Origin of the sequence: Herbiconiux dendrobii (assembly GCF_052048175.1) — a bacterium.
GTDB lineage: Bacteria > Actinomycetota > Actinomycetes > Actinomycetales > Microbacteriaceae > Herbiconiux.
Genome location: NZ_JBLZQV010000001.1, coordinates 1,022,396 through 1,039,713 on the forward strand (window position 1 = coordinate 1,022,396; position 17,318 = coordinate 1,039,713).

Below are 17,318 nucleotides of genomic sequence, written 5' to 3' on the forward strand. Positions count from 1 at the left end.
CCGGGTGAAATACCAAGGCACGGTACTCGGCGTCGTCGCGATGACGTTCGTGGTCGGTGTCGCGGTCGCCACGTCGGTGCCCGCCGCTTCGCTCGCGGCACCCGACTCCTTCGACAACGTGCAGATCGACGCCTTCGCGGGTGCGGCCCAGTCGTTCGACGCCGGCGACGCCGTCGGAGCATCCGTCGCCCGTGACGGCTACGTCGTGCACACGCCGACCCCGACGCCCACGCCTACGCCCAAGCCCGCGGCTTCCGGCTCCGAGGGCGGCTACGGCGGAGCGCAGTGCCAGGCCGGTGCGGATGCGGTCGCCGAATCCGTCGCCTTCTCGCCCGTCTATCCCGACGGCAACCGGATGTCCGACCTGTTCGGCCCCCGCGCCGAGGGCTTCCACAAGGGCATCGACATGCTGAACAGCCCCGGGGTGCCGGTGCACGCGATCGCCGACGGCGTCGTCATCGCCGCATCCGGCAACGGCGGCACCGGGGGCGTCTACACCTCGATCGCGCACAAGGTCGGCGGCCAGGCCGTCTGCAGCATGTACATGCACTTCCAAGACGGCTCCCTCACGGTCGGTGTCGGTTCGATCGTCACGGCCGGCCAGGTCATCGGCCTCACCGGCCGCACCGGCAACGCCACCACCGAGCACACCCACTTCGAGCTCTACGGCGCCGACGGAGTCCGCTACGACCCCATCCCCTTCATGACCGAACACGGCATCGCGCCGTAGGTGGTTGCCGGGGGCGCCGGGCTTCGCTCGTCGTCCCCGGGTCGCGCCGGTCCCTGCCCGGCGCGACGCGACATGTGAGCGCGCGGTCGAGGGACGCGGCCTGCGGTCGCATCCCTCGGCCACACACTCACCTTGGGTCGGCGGGTACGGCCTGAGACTTTCACTCCCTCCCCATCCGTTGCAGTCCGATCCTGTGAACGCGATATATCTTGACATTCCCGTCAAACGCGATATAACGTGACTCCCATACACGCGATATATCGCGACGAGGGAGATCGAAAATGGTTCTGGAGAAGTGGNCACTCCCTCCCCATCCGTTGCAGTCCGATCCTGTGAACGCGATATATCTTGACATTCCCGTCAAACGCGATATAACGTGACTCCCATACACGCGATATATCGCGACGAGGGAGATCGAAAATGGTTCTGGAGAAGTGGGTCGTCGACGGCCCGAAGGTCATCGACATCGAGCTGGTGCGCTCGGTCAAGGTCGGGCTCATCGGCGGGCAGATCGACATCATCGGCCACGACGAGCCCGGAGCCCGCATCGAGGTGCACTCCGTGACCGGCAAAGACCTCAAGATCTCGATCGACGGCGACCGCCTCGAGATCGACCACCCGCAGCTGCGCTGGGACAACTTCATCGAGGTGTTCAAGTCGTGGCGGGGCAATGCCCGGGCCGACATCAGCATCCTGGTCCCCCGCGACGCGGCGCTGAAGTTCGGCGTGATCACGGCATCAGCCCTCATCTCCGGACTGACGACGGATGCCCGCCTCAGCACGGTCTCCGGTGCGATCGTGATCGACGCGGTCACCGGCGACCTCGAGGTGAACACGGTGAACGGCGAGGTCTCGATCCGCGACCACACCGGGCTCGTGAACGCGAAGACGGTGTCGGGCGACATCACCGCCTCGGGCGCCATCCGCAAGTTCTCGGCCGACGGCGTCTCGGGCGAGGTGTTCGTCGACACGACGGGTACACCCGACGAGATCCAGAACAACACCGTCTCCGGCGACCTCACGGTGCGCTTCGACGACGACGTCTCGGCGCGCTACAGCGTCAACTCCGTCTCGGGCACGCTGCAGCTGGGCGCGAGCACCATCAAGGGCCTGCGCGGCGGCGGCTACAACGGCCACACCGGCACGCTCGACGGCGAGTGGACCGACTTCCGCGCCAACTCCGTCTCGGGCGACATCACCGTGATCTACCGCGACCCGGCTGCGACGGCGGAGTCGGACGGCGACGGCGCCGCATCCGGGACAGTGCCCACCGGCCCGTCGTTCGACGAGGGGGTGTCGGCATGACACCCGTGTTCGGTCACGGCCACCTGCGGCTGTACCTGCTGAGTCTGCTCGACGAGTCGCCGAAGCACGGCTACGAGCTGATCCAGGCGCTGAGTGAGCGTTTCGGCGGCACCTACAGCCCGAGCGCCGGCACCATCTACCCGCGCCTGGCGAAGCTCGAGGAGGAGGGTCTGGTCACCAAGACGGCCGACGGGCGCAAGACCGTCTACGCCATCACGGATGCCGGCCGCGCCGAACTGCAGGCCCGTCGCGGCGAGCTCGACGAGATCGAGGCGCAGCTCTCCGACTCGGTGCGCCGGCTCGCCGACGAGGTGCGCACGGGCGTCGACCAGGCGATGAAGAGTCTCAAGGCGGAGCTGGCCTCCGCGGCCCGTCAGGCGCGCGAGGGCTCGAAGACCGGGAACTCCGGATCGGCCCGCGCCGGCGGGGGAGCCTCCTCGGGGGCCGGCACCGGCAATGCCGCCGACGACGACACGGCCCGCCGTGCCTCGGAGCGGGCGGATGCGGCCACGGCCATGCGCGAGGCGGAGGTGGCGCTGGCCGAGTTCCGGCAGAACCTGCGTGCCGACCTGCGCAAGGCGGCCGGGCGCGGCGAGCTCGATCCCGACCTGGTCGGGCGGCTGAAGCAGCGGCTGAACGGCCTGCGGGCCGACGTGCGCGACGAACTGAGTCGGGCCCGCTCACCGCGCTGAGCCGGGGCCGAGCCCGCAGCCGGGACGAGTGACGATCACGTCACTCGCCCCGGCTGTACTATTGCCGTGAGAAGGGGAGTATCCCAGCTCGCAGACCTCGTCATCACGGGTCCCATCGCCGGGGCCCCGGGGCTGCGGCACGCGTGCGTGCGGGAGAGACTTTCGGGTGTTCGCCGCGCCTGGAATCCGCTCACCGCTCGTCCTGAAAGGTCCCCGTGACCCAACTGCCCCTCGCCTTCGAGATCGTCTCCCTCGTCGTGCTCGTGCTCATCCTGGCCGCCGACCTCACCCTGGCGTTCAAGCGGCCGCACGTGCCCTCGTTCAAAGAGGCGACCCTGTGGGTCGTGTTCTACGTGGGGCTGGCGCTGATCTTCGCCCTGCTGATGCTCGTCTTCGGCGACGGGGAGCACGCGGGGCAGTTCCTGGCCGGCTGGCTGACCGAGTACAGCCTCTCGATCGACAACCTGTTCGTGTTCGTCATCATCATGGCGCGCTTCAACGTGCCCCGGAAATACCAGCAGGAAGCCCTGATGGTGGGCATCATCGTCGCGCTCGTCCTGCGCGGGATCTTCATCCTGATCGGCGCGCAGCTGATCGAGAACCTCAGCTGGATCTTCTACCTCTTCGGCGCCTTCCTGCTCTACACGGCCTGGAAGCAGGCCTTCGGCCACGAAGACGAGGGCGACGGCGAGAACGGTTTCATCCGCCTGCTGCGCAAGCGCATCAGCATCGCGCCCGACTTCGACGGCGCGAAGGTGCGCACCACCTTCGACGGCAAGCGGATGTTCACCCCCATGCTGATCGTGTTCCTCGCGCTCGGCTCCACCGACCTGCTCTTCGCGCTGGACTCGATCCCGGCCATCTTCGGCATCACCGAGTCGCCGTTCATCGTGTTCACGGCCAACGTGTTCGCGCTGATGGGGCTGCGGCAGCTGTACTTCCTGCTCGGCGGCCTGCTCGAGAAGCTCGTCTACCTGCACTACGGAATCGCGTTCATCCTCGCCTTCATCGGCGTGAAGCTGGTCTCGCACGCCCTGCACGAGAACGAGGTCTTCTTCATCAACGGCGGCCACCCCGTCGAGTGGGCCCCCGACATCGGCACCTGGACGAGCCTCATCGTCATCATCGCCTCGATGGCCGTAGCCACCATCGCCTCCCTCCTCAAAATGCGCCACGACGCCCGCCGCGCCCCCACCTCCACCCCCACCCCGTAGCGCCCCGCCCCCGCCCCCTCCGCCGACCCGTCACTCAGTCCCGTTATCCACGTCCCAAAGCGGGACTGAGTGACGGGTCGAGCTGGGGATAACTCCCTCCCGGCACTCGATCCTGTGCAGAACTCCGCTCGGGGGGTGCGGGAGGGGACGATCTACGGATGCGCACACCGTCTCCATTGCCCTCCGCCGTCCGCGACGCGCCCTTCTCCGTGGCACAAGGGGAAGAGGCGGGCCTGAGCCGTAAGCGGATGCTCGCTGCCGACCTGCGGATGCCCTTCCGTGGAACCCGTATCGCGCGCGACGCACAGTGCGATCTGTCCACGCTGTGCCTCGCCTATGCGCTGGTCATGCCACCCGAGCAGTGCTTCAGTCACGCCACGGCGGCTGCGATCTGGGGCATCCCGCTGCCCAGGGAGATCGAGCTCGACGAACGCGTCCACGTCTCGACGCTCGACGGCGGGTGCCGACCCCGGATGCGCGGCGTCGTCGGCCACGAACTCACCTCCGAGCACGCGCGGGTGGTCGTGCGGCACGGGCTCGCGGTCACCGATCCGGTCACGACCTGGTTGCAGCTGGCCGGCACGCTCGGCCCCCGGTGGATGGTGGCCGCCGGCGACCACCTCGTGCTCGACCCGATCGTCGCCGACCCCGAAGACCCCCGTCCCTACGTCGACCTCGAGGAGCTCCGGATGCGCGTGCTCGCCTTCTCGGGACGCAACTGCCTACGGGCCCGGGAGGCGGTCGTGCGGGTGCGCCGGGCGGTCGAGTCTCCGCGGGAGACGTTCCTTCGCCTGGAGCTGGTCGATTCCGGCCTGCCCGAGCCCGAGACGAACGCGAGGATCTACGATCGTTCGGGCTCCCAGATCGCCATCGGAGACCTCGTCTACCGCGAACAGAGAGTCGTGGTCGAGTACGACGGAGAGCAGCACCGAACCGATTCGAAGCAGTACCGACGCGACATCCGTCGCCACGACGACCTGCTCGCCGAGCACTGGACGCACATCCGCCTCGGCAAACACTCACCGCCCGCCGAGGCGGTCGCCCGCACCCGCGCAGCCCTGCACGCGGCCTCCCTCCGCACCCCCGACCTCGCCCACCCGTCACTTTCTCCCGTTATGAGGGCCCCATAGCGGGACTGAGTGACGGGTCGACGAGGAGGTGGGGTCAGGGGGCGCTTCGGCGGCGGCGGGAAGGGAGGAGGAGGGGTGTTCCTGCTGCGAGGGCGGTCGCGGCGGCGAGGGTCAGCACGAGCAGCGTCGAGGGCGGGATGGTGCCGCCGCCCGTGGCGGCGAGGCGGGCCGGGCCACCGGCTCCCGCGGCGTCGGCGGCTCCGCCGTCGGACGGTGCCGGTGCGGGTGCGGGTGCGGGCGTGGGGGTCGGTGCGGGAGTCGGCCCGACCGCTGCGGTGACCTGCAGCGTGGCCGCAGCCCGGTGGCCGGATCCCGCGCCCACCGCGGCGAGTGCGGTGTCGGCGGCGGCGCTGTCGGCCGGGAGTGCGACCGAGGCGCGGAGACTGCCCGACGCATCCGCGATCCCGGTGCCGATGACGAGGCCGGCGAGCTGAACCGTCACGCCCTCGCCCGCGCGGTACCCCTCGGCCGAGACGTCGATCACGCCGCCGGCCGGCGCGGTGCCGGGCGCGGCGAGCAGCACCGGCTGGGCGAGTGCCTCGGCGCAGGCGTCGCCCTGGGTGCCGAGCGGGAGCGTATTGACGTCATCCGTGACCACGGCGCCGGGATCGCGCAGGTGCACCGAAGCGAACGCCTCGCCGGCCACCCCGCCGCCGGTGAGGTAGCCCAGGCCTGTACCGAATGCCGAGCTGCCGCCCGGATCGGGCAGTCGTGCGTCGCTCACGGGCACGGTCACCGCCACGCAGCGCTCCCCGGTCGTCACGGTGAAGTCGCGGGCGAGGAAGTCCTCGGGCGAGGTGTAATCGCTGAGCCAGCCGCGCACGGTCTCGGTGGCGGCCCGGGGCAGCACGATCGGAACCTCGATCGAGGCGGCTCCGGACGCCGTCGCCCCGAGGTCGGCCTGCACGCTGCGCACGCTCGCCTGCGCCCGCGGCACGACGGCCGCCGTGCCCACACTCGCCTCGCCCACGAACGCGAGATCCGACAGCAGCACGCCCCCGGTGCCCGCCCCCGTGAGCTGCACGGCGGAGATGCGGCGCAGATCGATGCCGGGGAAGGCCGAGACCGGGATGCGCAGATCCTGGTACAGCATCTTCGGCAGCGGCGTGCTCTCGCCCGGTAGACGGCTGAGCGCTGAGCCGAAGTCGGCGCCCTCGACGCTCGCGGTGGCTCCGTCGGCATCCCGCACGGTCACCGTGAGAGCGGTCGAGGCGGTCACCGTCTCGTCGGGCATCGCCCGCACGGTCAAGAAGGATGCGCCCGAGGCGTCGACGGTGCCGCCCGGCGCGGCGACCACGAGCGAGGCCGCCTCGGCGCGGCCCTGCGGCTCGGCGGAGTAGCTCAGCCGCAGCGACGGCGTGGCCGGGATGGCGCCGCCGTAGAGCGAGCCGGTGAACTCGCCGGCCTGCTCGGGATACAGGTTTCCCGAGACGCAGAACGGCAGCTCGGTGGCCACGGCGATGTGCTCGGCGCTCTCGCAGTACTCGGCCTGCGCGCTGCCGGTGGTGGTCACGGGTACCGTCGCATGGGCGAAGGTGTTCAGGTCGAGGCGGTCGGAGGCGGGGTAGGTCGCCGTGACGCGCACGTCGGCGCGTCCGGCCGAGGCGGGGCGGGCATCCGACCCGTCGAACTGCCCGACCAGGTCGGTCTCGCCGCCGACGGTGAGCCGGAAGAAACCGGCGACGTACGCGGTGCCCACGGCGTACTGCTCCGTGGCGCTCAGCCGGCCGGCCGCGGCGCTGCCGCAGACCGGGTCGTCGTCGCTCAGCACCGGATTGGCCGCCCAGTCGTCGCTGGCGCCGGCGGGATACAGCTCCGGGGTCCAGACGGTGTTGAAGAAGTTGTGGTTGGCGCCCAGCACGAGCACCGAGGAGCGCAGCACGTCGTCGCCGAAGGCGTAGCGCGAATCGTTGATGTAGTGCTGCCCCTGCAGATCGCTGAGGTCGCCGTCGCAGTAGGGGAGCAGCACCGCCATCGGCACGTCGGGCACCGCGGTGCGGGTGAAGTCGGTGGGGGCGAGGGGGAGCAGCGCCTCGATGCCGAAGGGCGCATCCGCTGCGCCGGCCGGCCCGGTGAGCGTCGACGCGTTCAGCACCGCCGCGCGCACGATGCCGTCGCCACCGCGGGAGTGCCCCATCAGCCCGACCCGGTTCAGGTCGAGGCGGCCGACGAGCGCCGAGCCGATGCCGTCGACCGGCCCCGCATCCGCCCGCCGCAGCAGCTCGAGGTGGTCGAGCACCAGGTGGCCGCGCGCATCCGTTCCCTGGTCGGGCGTGTAGAGGCCGTTCAGGCGGTTGATGGCGTTGGCCGAGATGGACACCACGGCGTAGCCCTGCGAGGCGAGTGCCTCGGCCGGACCGCCGTAACCGAGGTAGCTCGGGATCTCGGTCTCGCCGGCGGCGCACGGCCACACCGGCGGCGCCTTCGGGTCGTCGCTCAGGCAGGCGACGTGCTGCCCGTGCAGGAACACCACCACCGGCAGCTCTCCCACAGCGCCGTCGGGAAGGTACACGGCGGCGCGCATTTCGCCACGTGCGCCCCGGAAGCCGAAGATCGGCTCGGCCTCGTCGCCGAGGTCGTAGTCGGCGCGCAGTACGGAATAGGGTCCGGATGCGCCGGGGTCGACCTCGAGAGGCGGGGCCGCGGCGGCTTGCGTCCCCGGCACGGGGGCGGGATCGTCCGCGGAACCGCGCCCCTCGAAGAGGGAGGCGGACCGGTCGGCGGGGTCACCCTCGCCGCTCCAGCCCACGAGCACCTCGTCGGCCGTCAGCACCCGCTCGTCGCCGGTCGTGGTGGTGAGGGCGGTGCCGTCGGGGGTGCGCACCGCGAAACCGAGCGCCACGCCGTCGGCCCAGAGCACGGGCGCGGCCGAGCGCTCCGGCAGGTTCTGCACGGTCTTGGTCACGAGGTAGCCGCCATCCACCGCCTCGACGGTCCAGTCGGCGCCGGAGTTCAGTTCGGCAGTAGCAGTGGCCGTGGCCGTGGCCGTGGCCGCAGACGAAGCCGCTGCCGGCGTGGCCGCGACGACACCTCCCGCGCAGAGCAGAGCGGCCGTGAGCGCGATCGACGCGCGGATTCGTGGTCTCATCATTCCCCCCGCCGAAAAGGCTACAAGATGCCCGGGGCCGTGCCGGGCTGCGCCCCGCGGCGGGCCGGGCCGGGGTTAGGCCGGGCTAAGGGCGCCACGGGGCGGTGCGGTGGTACGATCGCAGCGTGCTGTTCGGTCGGCTTCTCCTTCGTCGCCGCGACGAGTCCTAAATCCCCAGGCCTCCCTCGTCGCGGAGTTTGTCGATGGCTGACCCCCTACTCTCCGAAGGACACGCGAACACATGAGCGACAACGCCGCGCCCACATCTGAAGCCGCCACCGAGACCGCCGCGACCGAGCGCACCGAGCCTCGACCGCGCACCCTCGCCGAGAAGGTCTGGGACGACCATCTCGTCGTCAAGGGCGAGAACGGCAGCCCCGACCTGCTCTACATCGACCTGCACCTGGTGCACGAGGTCACGAGCCCCCAGGCCTTCGACGGCCTGCGGGCCGAGGGCCGCCCGGTGCGCCGCCCCGACCTCACGATCGCCACCGAAGACCACAACACCCCCACGCTGGCCATCGACAAGCCGATCGCCGACCTCACCAGCCGCCTGCAGATCGACACCCTGCGTAAGAACGCCAAGGAGTTCGGGGTGCGCCTGCACTCGCTCGGCGACGTCGAGCAGGGCATCGTGCACGTGGTCGGCCCGCAGCTCGGACTCACCATGCCGGGCATCACCGTGGTCTGCGGCGACAGCCACACCAGCACCCACGGCGCGTTCGGCGCCATGGCCTTCGGCATCGGCACGAGCGAGGTCGAGCACGTGCTCGCCACCCAGACCCTGCCGCTCAAGCCCTTCAAGACGATGGCCATCACGGTGGAGGGCACCCTGCGCCCCGGCGTCACCGCGAAGGACATCATCCTCGCGGTGATCGCCAAGATCGGCACCGGCGGCGGCCAGGGCTACGTGCTCGAGTACCGCGGCAGCGCCATCCGGAGCCTGTCGATGGACGGCCGGATGACGATCTGCAACATGTCGATCGAGGCGGGCGCGCGCGCCGGCATGGTCGCCCCCGACGAGACGACCTTCGCCTACCTCAAGGGCCGCCCGCACGCGCCCGAGGGCCAGGACTGGGATGACGCCGTGGAGTACTGGCGCACCCTGCAGACGGACGACGACGCCGTGTTCGACGCCGAGGTGTTCCTCGACGGCGACACCCTCGAGCCCTTCGTCACCTGGGGTACGAACCCCGGCCAGGGCGTGTCGCTGAGCGACACCGTGCCGGATCCGTCGACCATCGTCGACCCCAACGAGCGCGCGAGCGCCGAGCGGGCCCTGGAGTACATGGACCTCAAGGCGGGCACCCCGCTGAAGGAGATCCCGGTCGACGCCGTGTTCATGGGCTCCTGCACGAACAGCCGCATCGAAGACCTGCGCGCCTTCGCCAGCGTGATCGAGGGAAAGAAGAAGGCCGACAACGTGCGCGTGATGGTCGTTCCGGGCAGTGCCCGCGTGCGCATCGAGGCCGAGGCCGAGGGCATCGACAAGATCGTCGAGGCGTTCGGCGCCGAGTGGCGCTTCGCCGGATGCTCGATGTGCCTGGGCATGAACCCCGACCAGCTGGCCCCCGGGGAGCGCTGCGCGAGCACTTCGAACCGCAACTTCGAGGGCCGCCAGGGCAAGGGAGGCCGCACCCACCTGGTGTCGCCCCTGGTCGCGGCGGCGACCGCCATCCGCGGCACACTCTCCAGCGTCAGCGACCTGGGCGAACCAGCGGATGCCACCACTCGCGAAACCGTGGAGGTCTGAGCACCATGGACAAGATCGACATCCTCACCGGCGTGGCCGTTCCGCTGAAGCGCGGCAACGTCGACACCGACCAGATCATCCCCGCCGTCTACCTCAAGCGCGTCACCAAGACGGGCTTCGAAGACGCGCTGTTCGCCGGCTGGCGGAACGACCCCGAGTTCGTGCTCAACCAGCCCGCCTACCAGAACGCCCGCGTGCTGATCGCCGGCCCCGACTTCGGCACCGGCTCCAGCCGCGAGCACGCCGTCTGGGCGCTGCGCGACTACGGCTTCACGGCCGTGCTGAGCTCCCGATTCGGCGATATCTTCCGCGGCAACTCGGGCAAGCAGGGGCTGCTCACCGGGCAGGTCGACGAGGCCGACATCGAGAAGCTCTGGGCCGCCATCGAGGCGCAGCCGGGCGTCGAGATCACGGTCGACCTGCTCGAGCGAACCGCCGCCATCGGCGACCTCACAGTCTCTTTCGCCATCGACGATTACACTCGGTGGAGATTGCTCGAAGGTCTAGACGACATCGGGCTCACCCTTCGAGACGAAGCGGCCATCACGGAATTCGAGGGCCGCCGGGAGAGTTGGAGACCGAGAACTCTTCCCGTCAAGTAGCACCGATCACCCCCACAACGGATGATCGGGCGCCACGGATCGTCCAACCAAGACAGTGCAGGTGATGTAAGTGAACAGTCTCGTCCAGGATGCGCGTAAGGCCGCCGAGCGAGTCGGGCTCAAGTCCGACACGATCCTCATCAACGGGGGTCGCCCGCTCCGGGGCACCATCGACGTGCGAGGGGCCAAGAACCTCGTCACCAAGGCGATGGTAGCCTCCCTCCTCGGCGACACCACGAGCACCCTGCGAGACGTCCCCGACATCTCCGACGTGCACGTGGTGGCGAGCCTGCTCGAGATCCACGGGGTGAAGATCACGGGCAGCGCCGCCACCGGCGTGCTGCAGCTCGACCCGTCGAACGTGGCGAGCGCGAAGAGCGCCGAGATCGACGCGCTCTCGGGCTCCAGCCGCATCCCGATCCTGTTCTGCGGCCCGCTGCTGCACCGTCTGGGTCACGCCTTCATCCCCGACCTCGGCGGCTGCCGCATCGGCGACCGGCCGATCGACTTCCACCTGGATGCTCTGCGCGCGTTCGGCGCGGTGGTCGACAAGCTCCCCTCCGGCATCAACATCACGGCCCCCAACGGCCTGCGCGGCGCGAACATCGAGCTGCCCTACCCGAGCGTCGGCGCCACCGAGCAGGTGCTCCTCACGGGTGTGCGTGCCATGGGCACCACCGAGCTCAAGAACGCGGCCATCGAGCCCGAGATCATGGATCTCATCGCCGTGCTGCAGAAGATGGGCGCGATCATCTCGGTCGAGCCCAACCGCACCATCTTCATCGAGGGCGTCGAGAGCCTGCAGGGCTACAACCACCGCGCGCTCTTCGACCGCAACGAGGCCGCCTCCTGGGCCTCCGCCGCCCTCGCGACCGGCGGCTCGATCTTCACCACGGGCGCCAAGCAGTCCGAGATGATGACCTTCCTCAACGTCTTCCGCAAGATCGGCGGCGCCTTCGACATCGAGGAGGAGGGCATCCGCTTCTACCACCCCGGTGGCGAGCTCAAGCCCGTCGTGATCGAGACCGACGTGCACCCCGGCTTCATGACCGACTGGCAGCAGCCGTTGATCGTGGCCCTCACCCAGGCGCAGGGCGTCTCCATCGTGCACGAGACCGTGTACGAGAACCGCTTCGGTTTCACGGATGCCCTGATCAAGATGGGCGCGAACATCGAGGTGCACAAGGAGGGTCTCGCCGACCCGAACCGCCGTGTGCCGCGCCGTGCCCTCGAGCAGGCCGCCGTCATCACCGGTCCCACCAAGCTGCACGGAGCCGAGCTCGAGGTGCCCGACCTGCGCGGCGGCTTCAGCCACCTGATCGCGGCGCTCGTGGCCGAGGGCCGGTCGAGCGTGTCGAACGTGGGCCTGATCGCCCGCGGCTACGGTGACTTCGTGGGCAAGCTGGAGAAGCTCGGAGCAGACTTCTCCTTCGCGGAGTAGGGCGGCGGTGGAGCCGTCCGCCGAGCTGCAGAAGCGGCCCAACCACGAGAAGACCTTCGCCTTCCGCGTGGTCGAGGTGCTCGTCATCCCGTTTCTGAACCTGATCGCCAAGCTCGACCTGCACGGCACCGCCAATCTGCCGGTCACCGGACCGTTCGTGCTCGGCCCGAACCACTACAGCAACTTCGACCCCGTCATCGTGGCGTGGAGTGTGTGGAAGCTGGGCCGGGCACCCCGGTTCCTGGCCAAAGCATCCCTGTTCCGCATCCCCGTGGTGGGTTTCGGGCTGCGCAAGATCGGGCAGATCCCGGTGGAGCGGGTCACCGGCGGCGGGCGGGGCAACGCCCCGATCGTCGCGGCGAGCGACCTGGTGGAGCACCGGCGCGGCGTGATCATCTACCCCGAGGGCACGCTCACCCGCGAGCCCGATCTGTGGCCGATGCGCGGCAAGACCGGGGCGGCGAGGGTCGCGCTGGAGCAGGGTGTGCCCCTCATCCCGGTGGCGCACTGGGGAACGCAAGCGGTGCTCCCGCGCTATTCGAAGAAGCTCAGCCTCTTCCCGCGCAAGCGCATCCAGATCGTGTTCGGCCCGCCGGTCGACCTCGACGACCTGCGTGGCCGCACGCTCGATCAGAAGACCCTCACCGAGGCCACTGATCGCCTGATGACGGCGATCACCGGACTGCTCGAGCAGCTCCGCGGGGAGAAGGCCCCGGCCGAGCGCTGGAACCCCGCCCAGCACAACCAGAGCGAGTTCGGCCGCATCGACGACGGGCGCACGACCTCCACGAAGGACACCGAGTGACCAAGCAGACCGGTCGCGGCCCCGCCCGCGGCGTCCATCCCGCGCGCTCGCGGCCCCGCCCCCGGGTGACCGTGCTCGGCGCCGGCAGCTGGGGCACCACGTTCTCGAAGGTGCTCGCCGACGGCGGAGCCGACGTCACCCTCTGGGCCCGCCGCCCGGAGCTCGCCAAGGAGATCCGCGAGGCCAAGCGCAACAGCGACTACCTGCCCGGTGTGAACCTCCCGGCGGCCGTCACGGCCACCTCGGATGTCGCGGCCGCGCTCTCCGGCGCCGAGTACGTCTTCGTCTCCATCCCGAGCCAGTCGCTGCGCGCCAACCTGCTCGACATCAAGACCCTGATCCCGGATGCCGTGCCCATCACGAGCCTGATGAAGGGCGTCGAGAAGGGCACGGGGATGCGGATGAGCGAGGTGCTCGAGCAGGTGCTCGAGATCGACCGCGAACGGATCGCCGTGGCATCCGGACCCAACCTCGCGCTCGAGATCGCCAAGGAGCAGCCGACGGCCGCCGTGGTGTCCTCGGTGAGCCTGGAGACCGCGGAGGCGGTCGCGAAGATCGCGACGTCGCCGTACTTCCGGTCGTTCGTGAACACCGACGTGATCGGCACCGAGTTCGGCGGCGTGCTGAAGAACCTGATCGCCGTGGCGATCGGCATCGTCGACGGCGTGGGTTACGGCGAGAACACCAAGGCCTCGATCATCACCCGCGGCCTGGTCGAGATGACCGACTTCGCGGTGGCCTACGGCGGGCACCCCGACACCCTCGCGGGTCTCGCGGGCCTCGGCGACCTGATCGCGACCAGCGGATCGTCGCTGTCGCGCAACAACACGGCCGGGCGCCTGCTCGGCCAGGGTTACAGCTTCGCCGACGTCGTGAAGTCGATGCAGCAGACCGCGGAGGGGCTGGCATCCGTCGCCCCCGTCCTCGCCCTCGCGCAGGCCAAGGGCGTGGACATGCCCATCTGCCGTCAGGTGAGCGAAGTGCTGGCCGGTACGCTCGATCCGAAAGACATTGCCCCCCACCTGACCACCGACGACGACTCGGGACCTCAGGGCGAAAGGACTCTCGATGCCAGGCAAGATCACGGTCGTGGTGCTCTTCGGAGGTCGCTCCAGCGAGCATTCGATCAGCTGCGCCACGGCGGGCGGCGTTCTTGAGGCGATCGACCGGTCGCGCTACGAGGTGATCCCGGTGGGGATCACGGCCGAGGGCGCCTTCGTGCTCGAGGCCGACGATCCCTCGCGGTTCGGGCTGGGGCCGGATGCCGCGTCGCTGCCCCGCGTGCACGACAACGGCACGCGCATCCTCTGGCCGGATTCGACGGCCTCGCGGGTGCTCGGCGTGCGTGACGCCGACGGCTCGGTGCGGGAGCTCGGCGAGATCGACGTGGTGTTCCCGATCCTGCACGGGCCGTTCGGGGAGGACGGCACCATCCAGGGGCTGTTCGAGCTGATCGGGCTGCCGTACGTGGGCTCGGGAGTGCTGGCCTCCGCCCTGGGCATGGACAAGCACTACACGAAGACCGTGCTCGCCGCGGCGGGGATCGACGTGGCGCCGTGGCGCACGGTGACCGCCCGCGAGTGGGCCTCGACCCCGGATGCGGTGGTCGCCGATGTCGCGGCGCTCGGCTCGACGCTGTTCGTGAAGCCGGCGCGGGCGGGGTCGTCGGTGGGAGTGAGCAAGGTGTCGTCGTACGATGCGTCGGATGCGGCATCCGCTTCGGCGCTCTCGGCGGCTCTCGAGGTGGCGTTCCGCGAGGATTCGCGGGTGCTGATCGAGGCGGCCGTGGTGGGCCGCGAGGTGGAGTGCGGGGTGCTCTCCGGCCGTGACGGCGCCGCGCCGCGGGTGTCGGTGGCGGGGGAGATCGTGATGACCTCGCGCGAGTTCTACGACTTCGAGGCGAAGTACCTCGACGCGCCCGGAATCGACCTGGTGTGCCCGGCCGTGCTGACGGAGGCGGAGCTCGCCGACATGCAGGACACCGCGGCGCGGGCGTTCACGGCGATCGACGGATCGGGGCTCGCCCGCGTCGACTTCTTCCTGACGCCCACCGGCCTCGTGGTGAACGAGATCAACACGATGCCCGGCTTCACGCCGATCTCCATGTTCCCGAAGTGCTGGATCGCCTCCGGCGTCTCGTACCCGGCCCTCATCGACGAACTCATCGCGCTGGCCCTCGAGCCCTGAGCCCCCGCCCCTCCTCGTGAGGAGGGTGTGGGGGGAGGCTAGGGGGCGTCGGAGGGGATGGGGACCGGGGTGGAGGTGCCGTCGGGGACGTCGTCCACGTTCAGGCAGGCGTCGGTCTGCGGAATGGAGGAGACCGCGATGGCGAGGTCGACGAGGGTGGAGCTGCTCGAGACCTTCTCGGAGTCGAGCGTGACCTCCACCGCCGGATCGCGGCCGAACGTCGTGAAGGTGTAGAGCGGGGCCTGCGAGTCGTCACGGATCCAGTCGACGCCGTTCACGTTGTCGCAGGGCAGCGTGGTGGGGCCGGGCGGGGTGACACCGCAGTGCAGCAGGATCGTCGCCGGGTCGCCCCAGGCGCCCGTCGCCTGGGCATCCGTCTCGCGCTCGGGGGCGTCGGCCACCGTGTCGGGCAGCCGCACGATCACGTCGGCGCAGTTCGGGTTCGTGGCGTCCGCGGCCGGTTGCAGGCCCACCGCGCCCGCACAGCCGCTCAAAAGGGAGGCCGCGAGCACGGCGATCGCGAGCGCACCGGCCGCACGTCGGCGGGTGCGGGGGGAGGGGCGGGCGGCGGCGGTCGTGGCATCCGCGAGCCGGATGGCGCGGGGAGAGCGTGTGGGGGCGGGCATCGCAGTTCAGGCTACCGTTGACGGGTGCCCCCCGACTCCGGTTTTGCTGCGAACGACCCTGCCGCGCCCGCGCCCGGGCCGGCCACTGTGCCCGCCGAGACGCTCGCGCAGGTGGGGGAGGGCGAGACGCTGCGCCGCATCTTCCCGCGGCTGCCGCACGCCGACGCCGAACTGCTCGGGCCGGGCGACGACGCCGCCGTGGTGGCCGCGCCCGACGGGCGGTACGTGGTGACGACCGACATGATGATCCAGGGTCCGGATTTCCGGGCCGCGTGGTCGACGGCCCACGATCTCGGCTGGAAGGCCGCGATGACCAACCTGGCCGATGTGGCGGCCATGGGCGCCCGGCCCACCGCGCTCGTGGTGGGGCTCGCGGCGCCCTTCGAGACCCCGGTGCAGACCCTGCTCGGCATCGCCGACGGGCTCCGGGATGCCTGCGCCGCGGTCGCTCCCGGGTGCGGCGTGGTGGGCGGCGACCTGTCCACGGCCTCGGCGCTGACCATCTCGGTGACGGCCTTCGGCGACCTCGAGGGGCGCGATCCGGTGCGCCGCTCCGGGGCACGGCCGGGCGACGTGGTCGCGGTGGCCGGCGAGCTCGGGCGGGCCGGGTCGGGCATCTGGCTGCTCTTCCGCGACGGGATCGGCGCCGCAGCCGGCGAGGGCACACCGGGTGAGCCCGACGAGCGGGCCGGGCGGGAGGTGCGGTCGCGGCATCCGGACATCGTCGAGGCGCAGCTGGCACCCCGCTCGCCCATCCCGGCCGGCGTCGTGGCGGCCGGGCACGGCGCCACCGCGATGCTCGACGTCTCCGACGGCCTCGTGCTCGACGCCCGCCGTATCGCCGTGGCCAGCGGCTGCACGATCGCGTTCGACCCCGGCGCGATCGCCCGTGAGGCCCGCGAACTGCTCGACCTGGATGCCGTGGTCGGCGACCACGCCGTGCGCTTCGTGCTCGAGGGCGGCGAAGACCATGCCCTTCTGGCCACGTTCCCGCCCGACGCACCGCTGCCCGAGGGCTTCCGCGCGCTCGGCACCGTGCGCCCCGCCTCCGCCTCGGGCCCCGAGGTGCTGGTCGGGGATCGCCCGCACGCCGAGCTCGGCGGCTGGGACCCCTACGCCGACTGGGACGGCCACGCCGGCTGAGCGGTCAGGCGGGGACGGCCCACCAGAGGGTGGTCTCGCCGTACGACTTGCGGCGGTCGAGGGTGATCCCGGCAGGCCAGGCGGGTTCGGGCGAGCGGCTGCTGCGCTCGACGAGAACGGATGCCTCGTCGGCCAGCAGCGGCACGAGCGCCGTGAGGGCCTCGGCCAGTTCGTCCTCGGACTGCTCGTAGGGGGGATCGATGAACACCACGTCGAATCCCGCCCCCGGAACGATCGGCTGGGCACGCAGGTACGGCTGCACCGCCTGCACGGCCACGGTGACCCGTGCCGGGGTCGAACCCCGCCGCGACTTCGCGATCGCCGCCGTCACGGTGCCGGCGTTCTGCCGCGCGATCCGGGCGGCCGCGGCGTTCTTCTCCACCAGTACCGCCTCGACGGCCCCGCGGCTCACCGCCTCGAGCGCGAGCGCCCCCGATCCGGCGTACAGATCGAGCACGCGCAGCCCCTCGAGGCCACCGCGCGCCTCCAGCGCCGAGAAGATCGCCTCGCGCACGCGGTCGCTGGTGGGCCGGGTTCCGGATCGGGGAACGGCCAGAGCGAGCGAGCCGGCGGCGCCGGCGATGATGCGTGTCACGCTCAGC

General features: G+C 70.7%; 15 protein-coding genes. 12 read left to right on the forward strand and 3 right to left on the reverse strand.

Going from position 1 to position 17,318, the window contains the following annotated elements:
* Positions 1-4: 4 nt before the first annotated feature.
* The 5 genes from ACN4JJ_RS04750 (at position 5) to ACN4JJ_RS04770 (ending at position 5,071) form a co-directional block, all read left to right on the forward strand.
* Positions 5-730: a M23 family metallopeptidase gene (locus ACN4JJ_RS04750; protein WP_440708748.1), complete on the forward strand. Its 726-nt coding sequence runs from the start codon at positions 5-7 to the stop codon at positions 728-730.
* A gap of 420 nt (positions 731-1,150) precedes the next feature.
* The gene (locus ACN4JJ_RS04755) at positions 1,151-2,035 is read left to right on the forward strand and encodes a DUF4097 family beta strand repeat-containing protein (RefSeq protein ID WP_440708749.1); all 885 of its coding nucleotides are present in this window, start codon (positions 1,151-1,153) and stop codon (positions 2,033-2,035) included.
* On the forward strand, positions 2,032-2,727 hold the full coding sequence (locus tag ACN4JJ_RS04760) for a PadR family transcriptional regulator (RefSeq protein WP_440708750.1): 696 nt from the start codon (positions 2,032-2,034) through the stop codon (positions 2,725-2,727). The genes ACN4JJ_RS04755 and ACN4JJ_RS04760 overlap by 4 nt, the downstream gene beginning before the upstream one ends.
* 215 nt (positions 2,728-2,942) lie before the next feature.
* Complete coding sequence (locus ACN4JJ_RS04765; RefSeq protein ID WP_440708751.1) at positions 2,943-3,941, forward strand: TerC family protein; 999 nt, start codon at positions 2,943-2,945, stop codon at positions 3,939-3,941.
* Positions 3,942-4,099: 158 nt separating this feature from the next.
* Entirely contained in the window at positions 4,100-5,071 is a 972-nt protein-coding gene (locus tag ACN4JJ_RS04770; protein ID WP_440708752.1) for a putative endonuclease domain-containing protein, read from the forward strand.
* Between the two features lie 34 nt (positions 5,072-5,105).
* On the opposite strand, the gene ACN4JJ_RS04775 is transcribed toward ACN4JJ_RS04770, so the two are convergent.
* Positions 5,106-8,159, reverse strand: a complete 3,054-nt coding sequence (locus ACN4JJ_RS04775; protein ID WP_440708753.1) for an alpha/beta hydrolase — start codon at positions 8,157-8,159, stop codon at positions 5,106-5,108.
* A 241-nt stretch (positions 8,160-8,400) separates the two neighbouring features.
* Here ACN4JJ_RS04775 and leuC point away from each other — a divergent pair, with 241 nt between their 5' ends.
* From leuC to ACN4JJ_RS04805, 6 genes are all read left to right on the forward strand, one after another.
* Positions 8,401-9,912, forward strand: a complete 1,512-nt coding sequence (gene leuC, locus ACN4JJ_RS04780) for a 3-isopropylmalate dehydratase large subunit (protein ID WP_440708754.1) — start codon at positions 8,401-8,403, stop codon at positions 9,910-9,912.
* A 5-nt stretch (positions 9,913-9,917) separates the two neighbouring features.
* A complete protein-coding gene (leuD, locus tag ACN4JJ_RS04785; RefSeq protein WP_440708755.1) occupies positions 9,918-10,514 on the forward strand; it encodes a 3-isopropylmalate dehydratase small subunit in 597 nt (198 codons plus the stop codon).
* 70 nt (positions 10,515-10,584) lie between these two features.
* On the forward strand, positions 10,585-11,955 hold the full coding sequence (murA, locus tag ACN4JJ_RS04790) for a UDP-N-acetylglucosamine 1-carboxyvinyltransferase (RefSeq protein ID WP_291057083.1): 1,371 nt from the start codon (positions 10,585-10,587) through the stop codon (positions 11,953-11,955).
* A 7-nt stretch (positions 11,956-11,962) separates the two neighbouring features.
* Positions 11,963-12,760 (forward strand): lysophospholipid acyltransferase family protein, encoded by a 798-nt coding sequence (locus ACN4JJ_RS04795; protein WP_440708756.1) that lies wholly within the window; start codon positions 11,963-11,965, stop codon positions 12,758-12,760.
* Between the two features lie 71 nt (positions 12,761-12,831).
* Positions 12,832-13,917, forward strand: a complete 1,086-nt coding sequence (locus ACN4JJ_RS04800) for an NAD(P)H-dependent glycerol-3-phosphate dehydrogenase (RefSeq protein ID WP_440708789.1) — start codon at positions 12,832-12,834, stop codon at positions 13,915-13,917.
* A complete protein-coding gene (locus ACN4JJ_RS04805) occupies positions 13,829-14,947 on the forward strand; it encodes a D-alanine--D-alanine ligase family protein (protein ID WP_440708757.1) in 1,119 nt (372 codons plus the stop codon). Before ACN4JJ_RS04800 ends, ACN4JJ_RS04805 begins: the two co-directional genes overlap by 89 nt.
* A 38-nt stretch (positions 14,948-14,985) precedes the next feature.
* Here ACN4JJ_RS04805 and ACN4JJ_RS04810 read toward each other — a convergent pair whose 3' ends face one another.
* Positions 14,986-15,573 (reverse strand): DUF3515 family protein, encoded by a 588-nt coding sequence (locus ACN4JJ_RS04810; protein WP_440708758.1) that lies wholly within the window; start codon positions 15,571-15,573, stop codon positions 14,986-14,988.
* Positions 15,574-15,660: 87 nt separating this feature from the next.
* Between ACN4JJ_RS04810 and ACN4JJ_RS04815 the strand changes: the two genes are divergently transcribed.
* Positions 15,661-16,716 (forward strand): thiamine-phosphate kinase, encoded by a 1,056-nt coding sequence (locus ACN4JJ_RS04815; protein ID WP_440708790.1) that lies wholly within the window; start codon positions 15,661-15,663, stop codon positions 16,714-16,716.
* Positions 16,717-16,720: 4 nt separating this feature from the next.
* Here the strand turns inward: ACN4JJ_RS04815 and rsmD are convergent, their stop codons facing one another.
* Positions 16,721-17,311: a 16S rRNA (guanine(966)-N(2))-methyltransferase RsmD gene (rsmD, locus tag ACN4JJ_RS04820; protein ID WP_440708759.1), complete on the reverse strand. Its 591-nt coding sequence runs from the start codon at positions 17,309-17,311 to the stop codon at positions 16,721-16,723.
* Positions 17,312-17,318: the final 7 nt, after the last annotated feature.